This window comes from Maribacter algicola, from assembly GCF_003933245.1.
GTDB classification, from domain to species: domain Bacteria; phylum Bacteroidota; class Bacteroidia; order Flavobacteriales; family Flavobacteriaceae; genus Maribacter; species Maribacter algicola.
The window spans coordinates 342,348-358,437 of sequence record NZ_QUSX01000002.1 but is presented as its reverse complement, the minus strand read 5'-3'; the positions used below and the strand labels follow the sequence as shown (position 1 = coordinate 358,437).

General features: G+C 39.9%; 14 protein-coding genes. 7 read left to right on the top strand and 7 right to left on the bottom strand.

Features of this window, described 5'->3' with window-relative positions; all coding sequences use genetic code 11:
• The first annotated feature begins 139 nt into the window (after window positions 1-139).
• Window positions 140-1,654, top strand: a complete 1,515-nt coding sequence (locus DZC72_RS10740; RefSeq protein WP_125222932.1) for an NADP-dependent isocitrate dehydrogenase — start codon at window positions 140-142, stop codon at window positions 1,652-1,654.
• 70 nt (window positions 1,655-1,724) lie between these two features.
• On the opposite strand, the gene carB is transcribed toward DZC72_RS10740, so the two are convergent.
• Both carB and rpmH read right to left on the bottom strand, forming a co-directional pair.
• On the bottom strand, window positions 1,725-4,577 hold the full coding sequence (gene carB, locus DZC72_RS10735; RefSeq protein ID WP_125222931.1) for a carbamoyl-phosphate synthase large subunit: 2,853 nt from the start codon (window positions 4,575-4,577) through the stop codon (window positions 1,725-1,727).
• 103 nt (window positions 4,578-4,680) lie between these two features.
• Entirely contained in the window at window positions 4,681-4,842 is a 162-nt protein-coding gene (rpmH, locus tag DZC72_RS10730; RefSeq protein WP_084696363.1) for a 50S ribosomal protein L34, read from the bottom strand.
• 243 nt (window positions 4,843-5,085) lie between these two features.
• Here rpmH and DZC72_RS10725 point away from each other — a divergent pair, with 243 nt between their 5' ends.
• The gene (locus tag DZC72_RS10725) at window positions 5,086-5,601 is read left to right on the top strand and encodes a DUF2892 domain-containing protein (RefSeq protein ID WP_125222930.1); all 516 of its coding nucleotides are present in this window, start codon (window positions 5,086-5,088) and stop codon (window positions 5,599-5,601) included.
• A gap of 12 nt (window positions 5,602-5,613) precedes the next feature.
• Here DZC72_RS10725 and DZC72_RS10720 read toward each other — a convergent pair whose 3' ends face one another.
• Together DZC72_RS10720 and DZC72_RS10715 are read right to left on the bottom strand one after the other, a co-directional pair.
• Complete coding sequence (locus tag DZC72_RS10720; protein ID WP_125222929.1) at window positions 5,614-6,573, bottom strand: lytic transglycosylase domain-containing protein; 960 nt, start codon at window positions 6,571-6,573, stop codon at window positions 5,614-5,616.
• A 44-nt stretch (window positions 6,574-6,617) separates the two neighbouring features.
• Window positions 6,618-7,295 (bottom strand): alpha/beta fold hydrolase, encoded by a 678-nt coding sequence (locus tag DZC72_RS10715; RefSeq protein ID WP_394340640.1) that lies wholly within the window; start codon window positions 7,293-7,295, stop codon window positions 6,618-6,620.
• A gap of 146 nt (window positions 7,296-7,441) precedes the next feature.
• On the opposite strand from DZC72_RS10715, the gene DZC72_RS10710 reads away from it, so the two are divergent.
• Window positions 7,442-7,735, top strand: a complete 294-nt coding sequence (locus DZC72_RS10710) for a GNAT family N-acetyltransferase (RefSeq protein WP_099546469.1) — start codon at window positions 7,442-7,444, stop codon at window positions 7,733-7,735.
• Between the two features lie 25 nt (window positions 7,736-7,760).
• Here DZC72_RS10710 and mtaB read toward each other — a convergent pair whose 3' ends face one another.
• From mtaB to DZC72_RS10695, 3 genes are all read right to left on the bottom strand, one after another.
• Window positions 7,761-9,089, bottom strand: coding sequence for a tRNA (N(6)-L-threonylcarbamoyladenosine(37)-C(2))-methylthiotransferase MtaB (gene mtaB / locus DZC72_RS10705; protein WP_125222928.1), 1,329 nt, complete (start codon window positions 9,087-9,089; stop codon window positions 7,761-7,763).
• A gap of 33 nt (window positions 9,090-9,122) precedes the next feature.
• The gene (locus tag DZC72_RS10700) at window positions 9,123-10,298 is read right to left on the bottom strand and encodes a GlmU family protein (RefSeq protein WP_125222927.1); all 1,176 of its coding nucleotides are present in this window, start codon (window positions 10,296-10,298) and stop codon (window positions 9,123-9,125) included.
• 141 nt (window positions 10,299-10,439) lie between these two features.
• Window positions 10,440-10,712, bottom strand: coding sequence for a type B 50S ribosomal protein L31 (locus DZC72_RS10695; RefSeq protein ID WP_125222926.1), 273 nt, complete (start codon window positions 10,710-10,712; stop codon window positions 10,440-10,442).
• 181 nt (window positions 10,713-10,893) lie between these two features.
• Between DZC72_RS10695 and DZC72_RS10690 the strand changes: the two genes are divergently transcribed.
• From DZC72_RS10690 to DZC72_RS10675, 4 genes are read left to right on the top strand one after another with little or no spacing between them, the layout of a single operon-like run.
• Window positions 10,894-11,412, top strand: coding sequence for a DUF4199 domain-containing protein (locus DZC72_RS10690; protein ID WP_125222925.1), 519 nt, complete (start codon window positions 10,894-10,896; stop codon window positions 11,410-11,412).
• 40 nt (window positions 11,413-11,452) lie between these two features.
• Window positions 11,453-12,427 carry a glycosyltransferase family 2 protein gene (locus DZC72_RS10685; RefSeq protein WP_125222924.1) on the top strand — a complete coding sequence of 325 codons (975 nt, stop codon included), beginning with the start codon at window positions 11,453-11,455 and terminating at the stop codon, window positions 12,425-12,427.
• Between the two features lie 30 nt (window positions 12,428-12,457).
• Window positions 12,458-14,167, top strand: coding sequence for a phospho-sugar mutase (locus DZC72_RS10680; RefSeq protein WP_125222923.1), 1,710 nt, complete (start codon window positions 12,458-12,460; stop codon window positions 14,165-14,167).
• Window positions 14,167-15,990, top strand: a complete 1,824-nt coding sequence (locus tag DZC72_RS10675; RefSeq protein WP_125222922.1) for an ABC transporter ATP-binding protein — start codon at window positions 14,167-14,169, stop codon at window positions 15,988-15,990. Before DZC72_RS10680 ends, DZC72_RS10675 begins: the two co-directional genes overlap by 1 nt.
• Window positions 15,991-16,090 lie beyond the last annotated feature (100 nt).

Below are 16,090 nucleotides of genomic sequence, written 5' to 3'. Positions count from 1 at the left end.
GGGGCAATAGCTCTAGGGGGCTATGAAAGAGGGGATTAAGCTTTTATGTATAAAAATAATTAATCTATATCATATTAAATATAAATAAAAATTTATGGTTTTGTTTTAAGATCTTTGCTCTAAATTCAAAGCAATACAGATGAAAAACAATCCTTTAGTAGCATCCGAGAAAAAATTTCTATTCGGCAAGACAACAAAAATAGTTATTGCCGAAGGAGACGGTATAGGCCCGGAAATCATGAAAGCCACTTTAAGAATCTTAAAGGAGGCCAAGGCAAATATTGAAACCGAAACCATTGAAATAGGAGAACAGGTTTATTTATCCGGCAACAGTGCCGGAATAAGCGATGCCGCTTGGGAGGCTATTTCCAAAAATAGTGTTATCCTTAAGGCCCCAATTACCACGCCTCAGGGGAAAGGATATAAAAGCTTGAACGTTACTCTTAGAAAGTCCCTTGGTCTTTTTGCAAATGTAAGACCGGTTAGTACCTTACACCCCTACGTAAAGACCCATTTTCCAAATATGGATGTCGTTGTTATTCGAGAAAATGAGGAGGATCTTTACGCCGGTATAGAACACAGACAAACGGATGATGTGGTGCAATGCTTAAAATTGATTACAAGGCCCGGTTGCGAGAAAATCGTACGGTACGCCTTTGAATATGCGAAAGCATATAATCGAAAGAAGGTGACATGTATGGTCAAGGACAATATCATGAAACTTACAGACGGACTTTTTCATACTGTTTTTAAGGAAATTGCCGCGGAATATCCTGAGATTGAAAGTAACTCCCAGATAATTGATATAGGCTCTGCAAAATTAGCTACCGTACCGGAAGAATACGATGTCATCGTTACTTCTAACCTTTACGGGGATATTATTTCTGATATTGTTGCCGAAATAGGTGGCTCCGTTGGGATGGCCGGCTCCGCAAATATTGGAAGAAAGGTGGCGATGTTCGAAGCGATTCATGGATCTGCCCCAGATATTGCCGGTCAAAAGATTGCCAATCCATCCGGTTTATTGAATGCCGCGATTCTCATGCTGGCCCATATCGGGCAGACCGAAGTGGCCGATACCATCAAAAATGCCTGGTTGACCACCTTGGAGGACGGGATTCATACAGGAGACATATACCAAAGTGAGATTAGCAAGAAATTAGTAGGAACCGAAGAGTTCGCGGACGCTGTAATTGAACGCCTTGGAAAAACTCCCAAAAACTTACCCGCTAGCACGTTATCCAAAGGCACGGGCAAAATTGAAATCCCTAATTACAAAAGAAAAGAAGCGACGAAACAACTTGTGGGCGTAGATGTTTTTATCGATTGGAAAGGGGAAGATCCAGAAATCATTGGTGAAGGATTAACCAAAATAAATTCCCACAATTTGAAGCTTAAAATGATTACCAATAGGGGCGTAAAAGTGTTTCCCGAGGGACTTAAGGAAACATATTGTACAGATCACTGGAGATGCCGTTTTGTATCGAATACATCCAATACTGATACAAAGGAACCTAAATATACCTCCGTAGAATACGAACAGGTAATAGCCCTCCTATCCAAACTATTCCAAAATGGATACGACGTAATAAAAACGGAAAACCTATATGAATTTGATGGACAACGCGGTTTCTCCTTGGGACAGGGTGAGTAAATGGTAGTACTATAGAAAAACCCATACCCGAAAAGGTATGGGTTTTTGTATTTTGGCCTTTTAGCGCATTTTATTTACTCAAATACATCTTCCTTCTTGCATATAAGTTGTAAAACTCATCGTCCTTTAAGCTATCAATGAACAGGATGCTTTCGCCGGTACTCTTCATTTCGGGCCCTAAGTTTTTGTTTACGTTGGGGAACTTGTTGAATGAAAAAACTGGCTGTTTTATGGCATAGCCTTCCAAATGAGGCTTAAAGTCAAAATCCTTTATTTTCTTTTCGCCCAACATAACTTTGGTCGCATAATTCACATACGGCTCTTTGTAGGCTTTTGCGATGAAAGGTACCGTTCTAGAAGCACGGGGATTCGCTTCAATGATGTACACGATATCGTCCTTTATCGCAAATTGTATGTTTATAAGACCGACCGTATTTAGGGCCAAAGCGATTTTTTTAGTATGATCCTTTATCTGCTGCATTACAAATTCGCCCAGATTAAATGGAGGTAAGGTAGCATTAGAGTCCCCGGAATGAATTCCGCAGGGTTCAATATGCTCCATAATACCGATGATATATACATCCTTTCCATCACAAATGGCATCTGCCTCCGCTTCAATGGCTCCGTCCAAATAATGGTCCAATAATAATTTGTTATTTGGGATTTTCCGAAGCAGGTCCACCACATGCGCTTCCAATTCCTCCTTGTTGATGACGATTTTCATACCCTGACCTCCTAAAACATAGGATGGTCTTACCAATAATGGAAAATCCAGTTCATCCGCTAGCGTCAAAGCTTCTTCGGCCGTCTCCGCCACCCCAAACCTAGGGTACGGAATATTGTTCTTTTTAAGAAGTTCGGAGAAGCTTCCCCTGTCCTCAGCCAAATCCAGGGATTCAAAACTCGTGCCTATAATTTTAATGCCGTATTTGGAAAGCTTTTCGGCCAATTTCAATGCCGTTTGACCGCCCAATTGCACGATTACCCCTTCCGGTTTTTCATGTCTGATAATGTCGTAAATATGTTCCCAGAAAACAGGTTCAAAATAAAGTTTATCAGCTGTATCGAAATCGGTTGAAACTGTCTCAGGGTTACAGTTGATCATTATGGTCTCATAACCACATTCGGCAGCAGCCAACACACCGTGCACACAGCAATAATCGAACTCTATCCCCTGCCCGATTCGGTTTGGACCTGAGCCCAACACCACTATTTTCTTCCTATCTGTGACCACGCTGTCATTCTCCACATATCGGGTACCATCCGGTTTCTCTATTTCCTCCTCAAAAGTGGAATAGTAATACGGTGTCATGGCCTTGAACTCGGCCGCGCAGGTATCCACCAGTTTGTACACCCTATTTACATTAAGTTCCGTACGCTTGTTGTAGACCTCACTTTCGTAACAATCCAACATATGGGCAATCTGCCTATCCGCAAAACCTTTTTGCTTGGCTTCCAACAACAATTCCTTGGATAAGGTCGCAATGGTATATTTTGATATTTCCTTTTCAAGCTGATAGAGTTCCTCGTATTGCTTGAGGAACCACATATCTATTTTGGTAATCTCATGAATCCTACTCAATGGAATTCCCATTTGAATGGCATCATAGATTACGAATACCCTATCCCAGCTAGGGCTTGTCAATTTGCTGATAATCTGGTCATAATCCTTATATCCCTTCCCATCGGCCCCAAGACCGTTTCGCTTGATTTCAAGGGACTGTGTAGCCTTATGTAAGGCTTCTTGAAACGAACGTCCAATACCCATGACCTCGCCAACAGATTTCATCTGTAGACCTAACGTGCGGTCTGATCCCTCGAACTTATCAAAGTTCCATCTTGGAATTTTCACGATAACATAATCCAATGTAGGTTCGAACAAGGCCGATGTGGATTTTGTAATCTGATTCTCCAACTCGTCCAGACTATACCCTATGGCCAATTTCGTGGCGACCTTTGCGATGGGGTATCCAGTCGCTTTGGAAGCCAAGGCCGAAGATCTAGAAACCCTTGGGTTGATTTCGATGGCTATGATATCTTCCTTTTCGTCCGGACTCACGGCAAACTGAACGTTACAACCGCCCTCAAAATCCCCGATGCTGCGCATCATTTTGATAGCCATGTCCCGCATTCTTTGGAAGGTCCTATCCGAAAGTGTCATGGCAGGCGCTACGGTGATGGAATCGCCTGTATGGATTCCCATGGGATCCATATTTTCAATGGTACAGATGATGACCACATTATCGTTCTTGTCCCGCAACAGCTCCAATTCATATTCTTTCCAACCCATCAAGGCCTTATCGATCATCACCTCATGAATTGGGGAAATTTCGAGTCCATGGCTCAATAGGTCATCAAAGTCCTCGGGTCTATATACGATAGAGGCTCCTGCCCCACCTAAGGTATAGGATGCCCTAATTACCAAGGGAAAACCAAATTGCTGGGCAATTTCCTTTCCTTTTAGAAAGGACGTTGCCGTTGCCTGTGGTGCCATGCCCACTCCAATTTTCAACATCAGTTCACGGAACTTTTCACGATCCTCCGTAATATTAATTGCATCGATATCCACACCGATAAGCTCTACACCAAAATCTTCCCAGATACCTTTTTTGTCCGCTTCGATACAAAGGTTCAAAGCTGTCTGTCCGCCCATGGTAGGCAATACTGCGTCTATTTGTGGATGTGCCTTTAAGATTTCAACAATTGATTTTGTAGTCAGGGGTTTCAAGTATACATGATCTGCCATGGAAGGGTCTGTCATAATCGTGGCAGGGTTACTATTTATCAAAATAGTCTCTATGCCGTCCTCCCTCAAAGAACGAAGTGACTGACTTCCCGCATAATCGAACTCACAAGCCTGACCAATAATAATAGGTCCGGAACCAATAATCAAAATTGAATTTAAATCTTTTCTTTTAGGCATTCCAATACTAGTTTCTCGTTATCTAAAATTTCAAAATTAGGTCAAAAAAAAGGTGCTGAACTTAAAGAAGCAGCACCTTTTTTTAAAAGTTATCTACAAGTCATTACTTTTTGTGACGTGGTTCAGAGGAAACGGTTAGTTTTTTTCTACCTTTTGCCCTTCTTCTGGCAAGAACCTTTCTTCCATTAACGGAAGCCATACGCTCACGGAAACCGTGTTTGTTTTTTCTCTTTCTCTTAGATGGTTGAAATGTTCTCTTGCTCATCGCCTATATTTTAAATCTATATGAATGTCTTTATTGAAGTACCGTTTAATGCATCGATAAAACCGGGTGCAAATATACAAAGAGTTTTTTCTTTGGCAAGTAGTAACAAAAAAAAATTTTAATAAATCCATTCTTTCCGAAAGCTAGGTTTTCCCTAATTTTGCCCGAACCAAATTCCATGGGTATACCGCCTTAAAAATTGTATTTTACAGGCAACCAAAACGTACTTTAATCAAATTAACAATGTTCAACAAAAACTTAAAACTCGTCATTGCAGGTCTTATCATAGCGTATGCAATATACCAGTTCATAGAGGGAAATATAGGCAATGGGATATTTCTAATCCTTTTGTCCCTAATCTTTGTCTTTCTTTATTTTAGAAATGAAATTATCCTACTGGCCTTTCTTAGAATGAGAAAACAGGACTTGGCCGGAACTGAAAAATGGCTCTCCAAAATAAAAAATCCAAAAAGTGCCTTGACTACCAAACAACAGGGGTACTATAATTATCTACACGGCATCATATATTCGCAGACCAACCTTACACAGGCCGAAAAGTACTTTCGAAAAGCTCTTAAGTTGGGATTGACTATGGATTACGACGTGGCCATGGCCAAATTGAGCCTTGCCGGAATATCCATGCAGAAACGAAGAAAAAGGGAGGCCACCACCTTATTGAACGAAGCAAAAAAATTGGACAAGAACAATATGCTTACCGAACAAATTCGAATGATGCAGCAGCAAATGAAGAAAATCTAAAAAGTTTCTTCGTTACTTGGTTTCCTTATAATATCCTTTGTTTGGAATTTCAATGGCATATTTTTTACCTGAGCTATTGTTCAAGTGCGGCTCACGAAGCCATGGATTGTGGCGTTTCAAGATTTTGTAATTGATTTCATATTGCTGGGCAAAATCTGCAAAACTGGCAACGGGTTCATTAATTTCAACGGTAAAGGTAGGTACAGCTGTGTAGTAATCCTCCTCGTCTAAATGGAATCCATATTTCTCAGGATTTGACAAGATTTCTTTAATGGCCAAAATCCTAAAGACATATCTACCAGTTTCATCCCCTAATAATAAATCCCAATAATTGTCTACTTGCTGAATCCCCATGAATTTATTAATGGAACCTGGGCCTGCGTTGTAAGCCGCAGCTGTCAAAGACCAACTTCCATATTTTTCCTTCCACCTGTTGAGATATCTACAGGCAACTTCCGTCGACTTCTCCAAATGATATCTTTCATCTACATTGGAGTTGACTTCAAGACCATATTCGCGTCCAGTTTCCCTCATTATCTGCCAAAATCCTGTAGCACCTGCGGGGGAAACCACATTTGTCAACCCGCTTTCTGCAACCGCCAAATATTTAAAATCATCGGGAATACCATTTTTAGCCAAGATGGGCTCAATAACCGGGAAATACTTATGGGCCCTTTTCATTAAAAGCAATGCATTGGACTGCCAGTATGTATTTACCAAAAATTCACGATCTACACGCTCCATAATTTCCGGGTCCTCTTGTGGCACCAATTCTCCGGCAAAATTTAAATCAGAAGGAATATCAATGGATGAGATACGATACTCTGCAGCCACATTTTTTTCAATGGTATCGTTGGCAATGGTAGTTTTATTATCCGTGCCGACCAATTCTGTGGATGTAGTTGCAAAAATCAAGGTGCCAACAATAAAAAGGACACCGCAAAACATCAAAATATTCTTTAAGAGTTTCATATGTAAACCGTTTAAGTGTAATCAAAGGTATAAATAGAACTAGGTTAATCCAAAATAATTGTGGGAAGGTGCTCATTAAACCATTTTGCCCTATGGATAATCATAGTATGTGTACCGTTTTTTAATACTTTACAATCATTAATATTGGCTATTGGAAAAACAGCATCTTTATTCCCATGGATATGTACCAGATTAGCAGGGTATTTCGTTTGATTCCAATTTACCATTTGATCAATACACCAATCGATATATCGTTTGTCCCTAATAGAAAGGTATTTTTCGTAAAGCTCCAATCTTTTCACTACGGTTTCACCAAAGGCATATTTTGCCAAAAGTTCCACATTGTTCACCAAACCAGTGGGCAGTAATTTATGTACCTGGGTATATCTCGCAAATAGCATCCGTCTAGGTAACTCACTTTTCAACTTTACACTGGAAACGATGATTATTTTTTTTACGGATAGGTGCTTGGCCATCTCCTGAACTAGAATACCGCCCAAGGAAACCCCTAAAAGGATAGGATTTACATGCTCAATTCGCTGCAGCATCTCCTTAGCATAGGATTCTAGCGACTGCCCTTTTTCAGGAACAAACCAATCTAGAAAATGCATCTGGAATTTTTCTTCCGGTAGTTTAATAAATTCAAAAATGGAATGGCTTGCGGCCATTCCTGGCATAAAATAGACATGGGTCTTTGTATCCTGCATAAAAGCAAATGGCATAAAAATAGGAATTTAGGGAATTTTTAGCTAGTTTTGAACAATTGTTGTTGATAACTTAAGACATCAACAGATAAAGAAGTATGATTGAATTACGATTGGGGAACGTCGTAATTTTTTTGCCTAAACCAAACACTAAATTCAACTATATGAACAATGTTATCATTAAGGACAATGCTTTCTTGCGCCAATTTGAAGCAACAGTAAACGGCCAACTTGCTAAAATTGAGTACTCCTCCCAAGAAAGAAAAGTCTTTTTAACAAAGCTAGTAGTTCCTGAAGAAATAGACCTAGAAGGTTTCAAGGAAGACTTTATTAAATCCGTTCTCCACCACATTCAAGAACAAAATTTAAGGGTGGTTCCTACAAGTCCCCAAATAGCGGGATTCTTACGAAAGAACAGACAGTACAAGGAAATGTTGCCGGTAGGCATCAGAATCTAATTAAAGCTCCTTTCGGGAGCTTTTTTTATGCTATTACGGGAGAATTAACAAATTCCATGGTTACAAGTCCGTCCTCTGCAATTTCCTTAAGTTTTATTTTATGTAATGTATTTACCAAGTTTGGATTCCAAGGCGTTTTTACTTTTACATAGTTTTCAGTAAATCCATGGATATAGCCCTCCTTGTTCTCCCCTTCAAAAAGTACTTCCAGCTCTGCTCCCAACTGACTCTCGTAAAATGCCCTTCTTTTTTTAACCGATAAGGCCCTGAGCATTTTGCTGCGTTTGTTCCTGACCTTTTTGGGTACAACCCCATCCATATTTGCAGCTTCCGTATTGTCCCTCTCCGAATAGGTAAAGACATGTAAATAGGAAATATCCAATTCATTCAAAAAATGATAGGTCTCCAAGAAATGTTCATCGGTCTCCCCTGGAAACCCAACAATGACATCTACCCCAATACAACAATTGGGAATGATCTCTTTTATTTTTTGAACACGATCTATATACAGATTGGTGAGGTACCTTCGCTTCATCAACTTCAACAAAGCATCGCTACCACTTTGTAATGGGATATGAAAATGGGGTACAAAACGATCGCTTTGGGCCACAAAATCAATCGTTTCGTTTTTTAAGAGATTCGGTTCGATGGAAGAAATCCGTAACCTGTGAATACCATCTACGGTATCCAGGGCCTTAACTAAATCCAGGAAAGTATGTTCATGCTTTTTATTACCAAACTCTCCTTTACCGTAGTCGCCAATATTGACTCCCGTCAAAACGATTTCCTTAATATCCTGTGCTGCAATTTCTTTTGCATTCTTCAAGACATTTTCTAGCGAATCGCTTCTGGAAATTCCCCTGGCTAAGGGAATGGTACAATAGGTACATTTATAATCGCAACCATCCTGTACTTTTAAAAATGCCCTAGTCCTATCCCCTATCGCGTAACTTCCCACATAAAAGTCGGCTTCCTGAATTTCACAGGAATGTACTTCTCCCATGTCGTTCTTGGACAGGTCGTTTACATAATCAGCTATATTGAATTTTTCAGTAGCACCTAGAACAAGGTCCACACCATCAACGGCGATAAGTTCTTCCGGTTTTAATTGGGCATAACAGCCAATGGCCGCAATGAATGCCTGAGGGTTGGATTTTTGCGCCTGCTTTACAATGGTTTTAAATTTTTTGTCGGCATTTTCAGTCACAGAACAGGTATTGATGACATACATATCCGCCATTTCATCAAAACCGACCCTGTCAAAACCTTCTTTCACCAAGCTTCTGGCAATGGTAGAAGTTTCGGAAAAATTAAGCTTACAGCCCAACGTATAAAATGCGACCTTTTTTTTCATAACATCAGAATTCCAATCCCTGCAAATTCATATTCAGTAATTGCGCCACTTTTTAGTGATTTCAAAGACATGGTTCAATATAGTGGCATCCGCATCGGTAAACTCAACCCCTCTTCTTGCCATCATAATCTTGGCGGCTTCAAATGCCTTTGCAGGCAAATAGGAGGAAAACCCGGAGGCACCTCCCCAACTAAAACTTGGCACAAAATTTCTTGGAAATCCAGGAACATATATATTAGAATTCACACCGATGACCGTACCCGTGTTAAACATCGTATTAATGGCCGTTTTACTATGGTCCCCCATCATCAATCCACAAAATTGCAAGCCAGTCTGCTCAAACTTTTCCGTGGCATAGTTCCATAAACGCACCTTTGCATAATTGTTCTTAAGGTTGGAGTTATTTGAGTCTGCCCCAATATTGCACCATTCCCCAAGTACCGCATTTCCTAAATATCCTTCGTGGCCTTTGCTCGAGTATCCAAAAATAACCGAATTGCTCACCTCGCCACAAACCTTCGAATGGGGTCCTATGGTCGTTGCGCCATAGAGCTTTCCTCCCATTTTAATAATGGCATGGTCACAAAGTGCCAATCCGCCACGGATAAGGCTACCCTCCCATATTTCCGCATGCCTACCAATATAAATGGGTCCCTCCGTGGCGTTTAAAATGCTATGCTCCACCTTGGCCCCTTCTTCCAAAAATATCCGTTCCGGACAAATTAGACTATTTGTTTTGGAAATGGGCTGACTTTCCCTTCCTTTAGTTAAAAAATCAAAATCCTCTTGAAGTGCCCTTTCATTTAGAGAAAAAATATCCCAAGTGTTCCTAATTTGAAAAAGTTCCTTTTCATATTCCACCACATTGAACTGACCCCAGTCGTTACTTTCATTCACTTTGTTGGACCTGTAAGCAATGATAATATCCTCTTTTTGCAATACTTCCGACTCCTTAAGTGCTTTAACTTGATCAAGGAGAAAAGCATCTGGCAGTATACTTCCATTGAGGAACACGTTATCTAACTTCAAGACCATCGGAAACTTTATGCTTAGATAATCTTCTGTTTTATAACTAATGGATGTTTTTAAATATGCTTCCCATTTTTCCTTTATGGTCATGATTCCCAACCGCACCTCGGCCACAGGCCTTGTAAATGTGAAAGGAAGAAGATGTTCCCTGACCGGACCATCAAAAAGAATGTAGTTCATGGATATTTTTTTTCAAAATTAATCAATAGACTAGGACAACCTACCCCAATCCGGTCTAAATGACTAAAAAAATAGATAGCATCCAACGAAAAACGCCTCCAAATTTTGGAGGCGTCGATTATATTGAGAATAATAGCAATCCTATTCCTCTTCTTTCGTTTCAGATTTAGAGAATTTCTTGTATTTGTTCTTGAACTTATCAATTCTACCAGCCGTATCCAAAAATTTGGCCTTTCCTGTGTAGAATGGATGTGACGTTCTTGAAATCTCCAATTTTATCAATGGATATTCAACGCCATCAACTTCTAAAGTTTCTTTTGTATCCGCTGTAGATTTGGTAATGAACACATCGTCATTGGACATGTCCTTGAAGGCTACCAATCTATAATTTTCTGGGTGTATTCCTTTTCTCATTTTTAAAATCTTTACCGTACCCATTCCAACGGGCACTTATTTTAAGGGTGCAAATTTAGTCAATTTATTAGAATTGCCAATTTATTAATTAGAAAAAACAGAAAATAAATTGTAGCTTTTCTGTAACATTTTTATTTGCCAATATACTTATAACGTAATCAACTTTTAAAACTTAAAAACAATGGAAGAAAATAAACCAAAAACTGGGCAGTTTGCCTTAACCTATGGCGCCATACTTGGAGGTATAAGCATAATCTTTGGTATTATGCTTTATTCTGCGGATATGCATTACCAAGGAGGCATCGCGGTTATGTTAATCAGCTTAGCCCTTTCAATTGCCGGTATAGTCTTGGCCATGATTCAATTTAAAAAGGCAAATGGTGGTTTTATGTCCTTTGCCCAAGCCCTTAAAGTAGGTGTTGGGGTTAGCCTCATAGCCGGAATTATTGGAATTATTTTTAATCAATTGATGGCCAATGTAATTGATCCTGATATGATGAATAAGGCAATGGAATTTCAAAGAAATCAACTAACGGAGACCACCTCAATGACTCCAGAACAGATAGACGCTCAAATGGAAATGGGCAAAAAATTCTCGACTCCAACGATGCAAATAGTTTTTGGACTTGTATTTAGTCTCTTTTTTGGTTTTATAATCTCGCTTATTTCCGGGCTTATTCTAAAAAAACAGGAAGAATAGAACTAATTTGTATTTTTGAAGGGAATTCCTGAAGTAATCAATGCAACTATCCATAGTTATTCCCTTACTGAACGAGGAAGAATCCCTCAAAGAACTTCATGATTGGATTGTATCCGTGATGCAATCCAATCATTTTTCTTATGAAATACTATTCGTTGATGATGGTAGCACGGACGAATCTTGGAATATTATTTCGCAACTTTCAGAACTAAATTCCCATGTTAAAGGAATTCGGTTTCTTAAAAACTTCGGGAAATCACAAGCGCTACATGCAGGATTTAAGGCTGCTAAAGGGGATGTCGTCATCACCATGGACGCGGATTTGCAGGACAATCCAGAGGAAATTCCAGAATTATACCAACTTATTCAATCCAAGGAATACGATTTAATCTCTGGTTGGAAAAAGAAACGCTACGACTCCCTTATATTTAAAAACCTACCTTCCAAACTTTTTAACTGGGCTGCAAAAAAAACATCAGGCGTAAAACTACATGATTTCAATTGCGGATTGAAGGCCTACAACAAATCGGTAATAAAAAACATAGAAGTATCGGGTGAAATGCACCGATACATCCCAGTTTTGGCAAAAAATGCAGGGTTCAATAAAATCGGAGAAAAAGTAGTAAAGCACCAGGCCAGAAAATACGGAAAGACCAAATTTGGTATGGAACGTTTTATTAATGGCTTTTTGGATTTGATCACCATTTGGTTCGTTTCCCGTTTTGGAAAACGCCCCATGCATCTTTTCGGCGCCTTGGGAGTTTTGATGTTCATTATAGGTTTCGGTTTCGCCCTCTATTTAGGAATCGATAAACTTTTTTTAAACCCCTATGGTCGATTGATTACGGATAGGCCGGAATTCTATATTTCACTGGTATCCATGGTCATTGGCACCCAGTTGTTCTTGGCCGGATTTATAGGGGAAATCATTACACGATCCAAAAGAAATGAACCGCGTTACCATATTTCCGAAGAATTGAATTTGAACACGGAACAAACACAATATTCTTTGTAAATTTAGATATCACAATTAAAAAAATTATACATGGATAAGATCCTTGATACCGCCAAAAGTTGGCTCACAGACTTTTTTGACCCGAAGGTGAAGGAAGAAATACAGCACCTTATCGACAATGACACCGAGGAGCTAAAGGACCGTTTTTATAAAAATATGGAATTTGGAACTGGTGGTATGAGAGGCGTCATGGGCGTTGGAACCAATCGCATTAACAAATATACTCTTGGCAAAAGCACGCAGGGACTAAGTAATTATTTGAAAAAAGTTTATGAAGGGGAGGATATTAAAGTGGTCATTGCGTACGATTGCCGGCATAATAGCGATACATTGGCCAGAACGGTCGCCGAAGTTTTTTCGGCGAACGGAATCCATGTGAATCTATTTTCGGAACTACGTACCACGCCGGAATTATCATTTGCGGTAAGGCATCTAAAATGTCATGCCGGTATCGTACTCACCGCATCCCATAATCCACCAGAATACAACGGGTATAAGGTATATTGGACGGATGGCGGACAAATTGTCCCCCCTCAGGATGGTGAAATCATTGCTGAAATCAATAGTCTCAGTTTTGAGGACATCAACTTTAAGGCCAACGAAAGCCTTATCAAGATCATTGACAAGGAGGTGGACGAAGCTTTTTTTGAAGCATCGGTGAAAAATGGAAGTGTCAACGCAAAAGGCAAAAATGACTTTAAAATTGTCTTTACCTCACTTCATGGAACATCCATAACAGCTATTCCGGAAGTATTAAAAAGAGCTGGGTATGAAAATGTAACTATTATTGAGGAACAGGCCAAACCGGATGGTTCCTTTCCAACGGTACAATCGCCCAACCCAGAAGAACCCGAAGCATTATCCATGGCCATAAAAAAGGCTGAGGAAATTGGTGCGGACATGGTGGTAGGTACCGACCCTGATAGTGATAGATTGGGCATAGCGGTTCGTAATTTGGACGGCGAGATGCAAATCGTTAATGGAAACCAAGCCATGGTCATGATGACCAAGTTTCTCTTGGAGAATAGAAAAAAACAAGGTTTTAAAGGAAATGAGTTCACGGCCACAACCATAGTATCCACTCCCATGGTAAAGGCCATGGCAGATGCCTATGGTGTTGAATATAAGACCTCCTTGACCGGATTTAAATGGATCGGTAAGATGATAAAGGATTTTCCGGAATCCGAATTTCTTGGTGGCGGGGAAGAAAGTTTCGGCTACATGGTAGGCGATTTTGTACGGGACAAGGATGCCGTTACTTCCACCCTATTGGCCTGTGAAATTGCTACCCAAGCGAAAGCCAATGGCAGTTCCTTTTTTAAAGACCTGATTGATTGCTACGTAGATTATGGATTTTACAAGGAACACCTAATATCCCTTACCAAAAAGGGAATGAGTGGTGCTGAAGAAATCAAGCAGATGTTAAAGGACTTTAAGGAAAATCCTGTGGAATCCGTTGCAGGATCCAAGGTCAAATGGATAGAGGATTACAACACATCCATGGCCAAAAATGTATTGACGGGGGAAGAGAAAGCGATAGACATTCCAAAATCCAACGTATTGATATATGAAACCGAAGATGGTACCCGCATTGCCGCAAGACCTAGTGGTACGGAACCCAAGGTGAAATTTTATATCAGTACGAACACAAGGTTAGACAAAGCAGAAAACTTTAAAGCTGTTTCCGCTCAGTTGGATGCAAAAATCAAAAGCATTGTAAGCGAGCTTAATTTAGGTTAATGGATTATTTCAAAAAGATTCTTCGCTTTGCGAAACCATATCGCAAATACGGATATCTGAATATTTTTTTCAACGTACTATATGCCCTCTTCAGTGCCCTTTCCTTTGCGGCGTTGATTCCCATGTTGGATGTTCTTTTCGATAAGACCAAACAAGTCTTTGAAGCGCCTAAATATGAGGATTTAGGTCATTTAAAGGATTACCTCCAGGAATATATCAATTATAGAGTAACCGCCTATTCCGGGGATGATGAAATGAAGGGTTTGGTACTGGTAATTGGGCTGGTATTGATTCTTTTTCTTTTCAAGAATCTTTTTAATTACTTGGCGATGTTCTTTATTACCTTCTTGAGAAATGGTGTTTTGAAGGATATTAGAAATAGGATGTACGAAAAAGTGGTGGAACTACCTATCTCCTATTATTCCGAAAAAAGAAAAGGTGATGTCATTGCAAGGATAACTTCGGATGTTTTGGAAATTCAGCATTCCTTCCTATCCATTTTGGAGTTGATCGTACGTGAACCACTTACGATTCTTTTTACCATCCTGATTATGTTCGGTATTAGCTTTAAACTTACCCTGTTCGTGTTTATTTTCATTCCGATTGCAGGTATGATCATTTCTAAAATTGGTAAATCCTTAAAACGACAATCGGATAACGTACAGCGGGAGCAAGGGGAGTTTTTGTCAATAATCGAAGAAACCTTGGGAGGATTGCGAGTGATTAAGGCGTTTAACTCGGAATCCAGGTTCTATAAAACTTTTTCCAGTTCAACCCAACGTTTTTTCAACTTTAGTAATTCCTTACTAAATCGACAAAATTTAGCTTCCCCAACCGGTGAGTTTCTGGGTATTTTGGTTATTGGCGTACTACTTTGGTTTGGGGGTAAAATGGTATTGATAGACAAGACTTTGGATGCCTCCTCCTTTATTGCATATATGGGTTTGGCCTACAATATTCTTACTCCCGCAAAGGCTATCAGCAAAGCTTCCTACGGCGTCAAAAAAGGAAATGCCGCCGCAGAGCGTGTCTTGGAAATATTGGAAACTGAAAATCCAATTTCTGAAATAGAAACCCCGGTTGTTAAGACCGATTTTAATCAAGAAATCAATCTAAAAAATATATCCTTCAAATATGAAGACGAATATATATTGAAGAACTTTGACCTTACCGTACCCAAAGGTTCCACGGTTGCCCTAGTGGGACAATCCGGTAGTGGGAAAAGTACCATTGCCAATTTAGTGACCAGGTTTTATGACGTAAACGAAGGGGATATTAACATTGATGGCATCAACATAAAAGACCTTTCCAAAAAATCATTGAGAGGGTTGATGGGACTCGTTACACAAGACTCCATATTATTCAATGACACGGTGAAAAACAACATTGGCTTGGGAAAAGAAAATGCATCGGACGAAGAAATTGCTGAAGCCGCAAAAATAGCCAATGCCCACGATTTTATAATGGAACTGCCCCAAGGATACGAAACAAACATTGGGGACAGTGGTAACAAATTGAGTGGAGGACAAAAGCAACGCCTTTCCATCGCTAGGGCCGTATTGAAGAATCCGCCCATTATGATTTTGGACGAGGCAACATCCGCCTTGGATACCGAGAGCGAACGCTTGGTGCAGGACGCTTTGGAAAAAATGATGAAGAACAGAACTTCCATCGTAATTGCACACCGACTTTCCACCATCCAGAACGCTAACACTATTGTAGTATTGAACAAAGGAGAAATCGTGGAGCAAGGTACCCATGAGCAACTTTTAAGCAAAAAGGGGACGTACAATAAGTTGGTCGAAATGCAGTCGCTGGGTTAATGGTTGTTGGTTGTTGGTTGTTGGTTGTTGGTTGTTGGTTGTTGGTTGTTGGTTGTTGATAAAATCTACATTTTTCATTTCTCAATTTTCACTTTTCATT

Excerpts from the sequence above, each read along its gene's own strand:
- DZC72_RS10675 (WP_125222922.1), top strand. The coding sequence starts at position 14,167 with ATGGATTATTTCAAAAAGATTCTTCGCTTTGCGAAACCATATCGCAAA.
- carB (WP_125222931.1), bottom strand. The coding sequence starts at position 4,577 with ATGCCTAAAAGAAAAGATTTAAATTCAATTTTGATTATTGGTTCCGGA.
- DZC72_RS10700 (WP_125222927.1), bottom strand. The coding sequence starts at position 10,298 with ATGAACTACATTCTTTTTGATGGTCCGGTCAGGGAACATCTTCTTCCT.
- DZC72_RS10710 (WP_099546469.1), top strand. The coding sequence starts at position 7,442 with ATGAACAATGTTATCATTAAGGACAATGCTTTCTTGCGCCAATTTGAA.
- DZC72_RS10680 (WP_125222923.1), top strand. The coding sequence starts at position 12,458 with ATGGATAAGATCCTTGATACCGCCAAAAGTTGGCTCACAGACTTTTTT.
- DZC72_RS10725 (WP_125222930.1), top strand. The coding sequence starts at position 5,086 with ATGTTCAACAAAAACTTAAAACTCGTCATTGCAGGTCTTATCATAGCG.
- rpmH (WP_084696363.1), bottom strand. The coding sequence starts at position 4,842 with ATGAGCAAGAGAACATTTCAACCATCTAAGAGAAAGAGAAAAAACAAA.
- DZC72_RS10720 (WP_125222929.1), bottom strand. The coding sequence starts at position 6,573 with ATGAAACTCTTAAAGAATATTTTGATGTTTTGCGGTGTCCTTTTTATT.
- DZC72_RS10740 (WP_125222932.1), top strand. The coding sequence starts at position 140 with ATGAAAAACAATCCTTTAGTAGCATCCGAGAAAAAATTTCTATTCGGC.
- mtaB (WP_125222928.1), bottom strand. The coding sequence starts at position 9,089 with ATGAAAAAAAAGGTCGCATTTTATACGTTGGGCTGTAAGCTTAATTTT.
- DZC72_RS10695 (WP_125222926.1), bottom strand. The coding sequence starts at position 10,712 with ATGAGAAAAGGAATACACCCAGAAAATTATAGATTGGTAGCCTTCAAG.
- DZC72_RS10685 (WP_125222924.1), top strand. The coding sequence starts at position 11,453 with ATGCAACTATCCATAGTTATTCCCTTACTGAACGAGGAAGAATCCCTC.
- DZC72_RS10690 (WP_125222925.1), top strand. The coding sequence starts at position 10,894 with ATGGAAGAAAATAAACCAAAAACTGGGCAGTTTGCCTTAACCTATGGC.
- DZC72_RS10715 (WP_394340640.1), bottom strand. The coding sequence starts at position 7,295 with ATGCCATTTGCTTTTATGCAGGATACAAAGACCCATGTCTATTTTATG.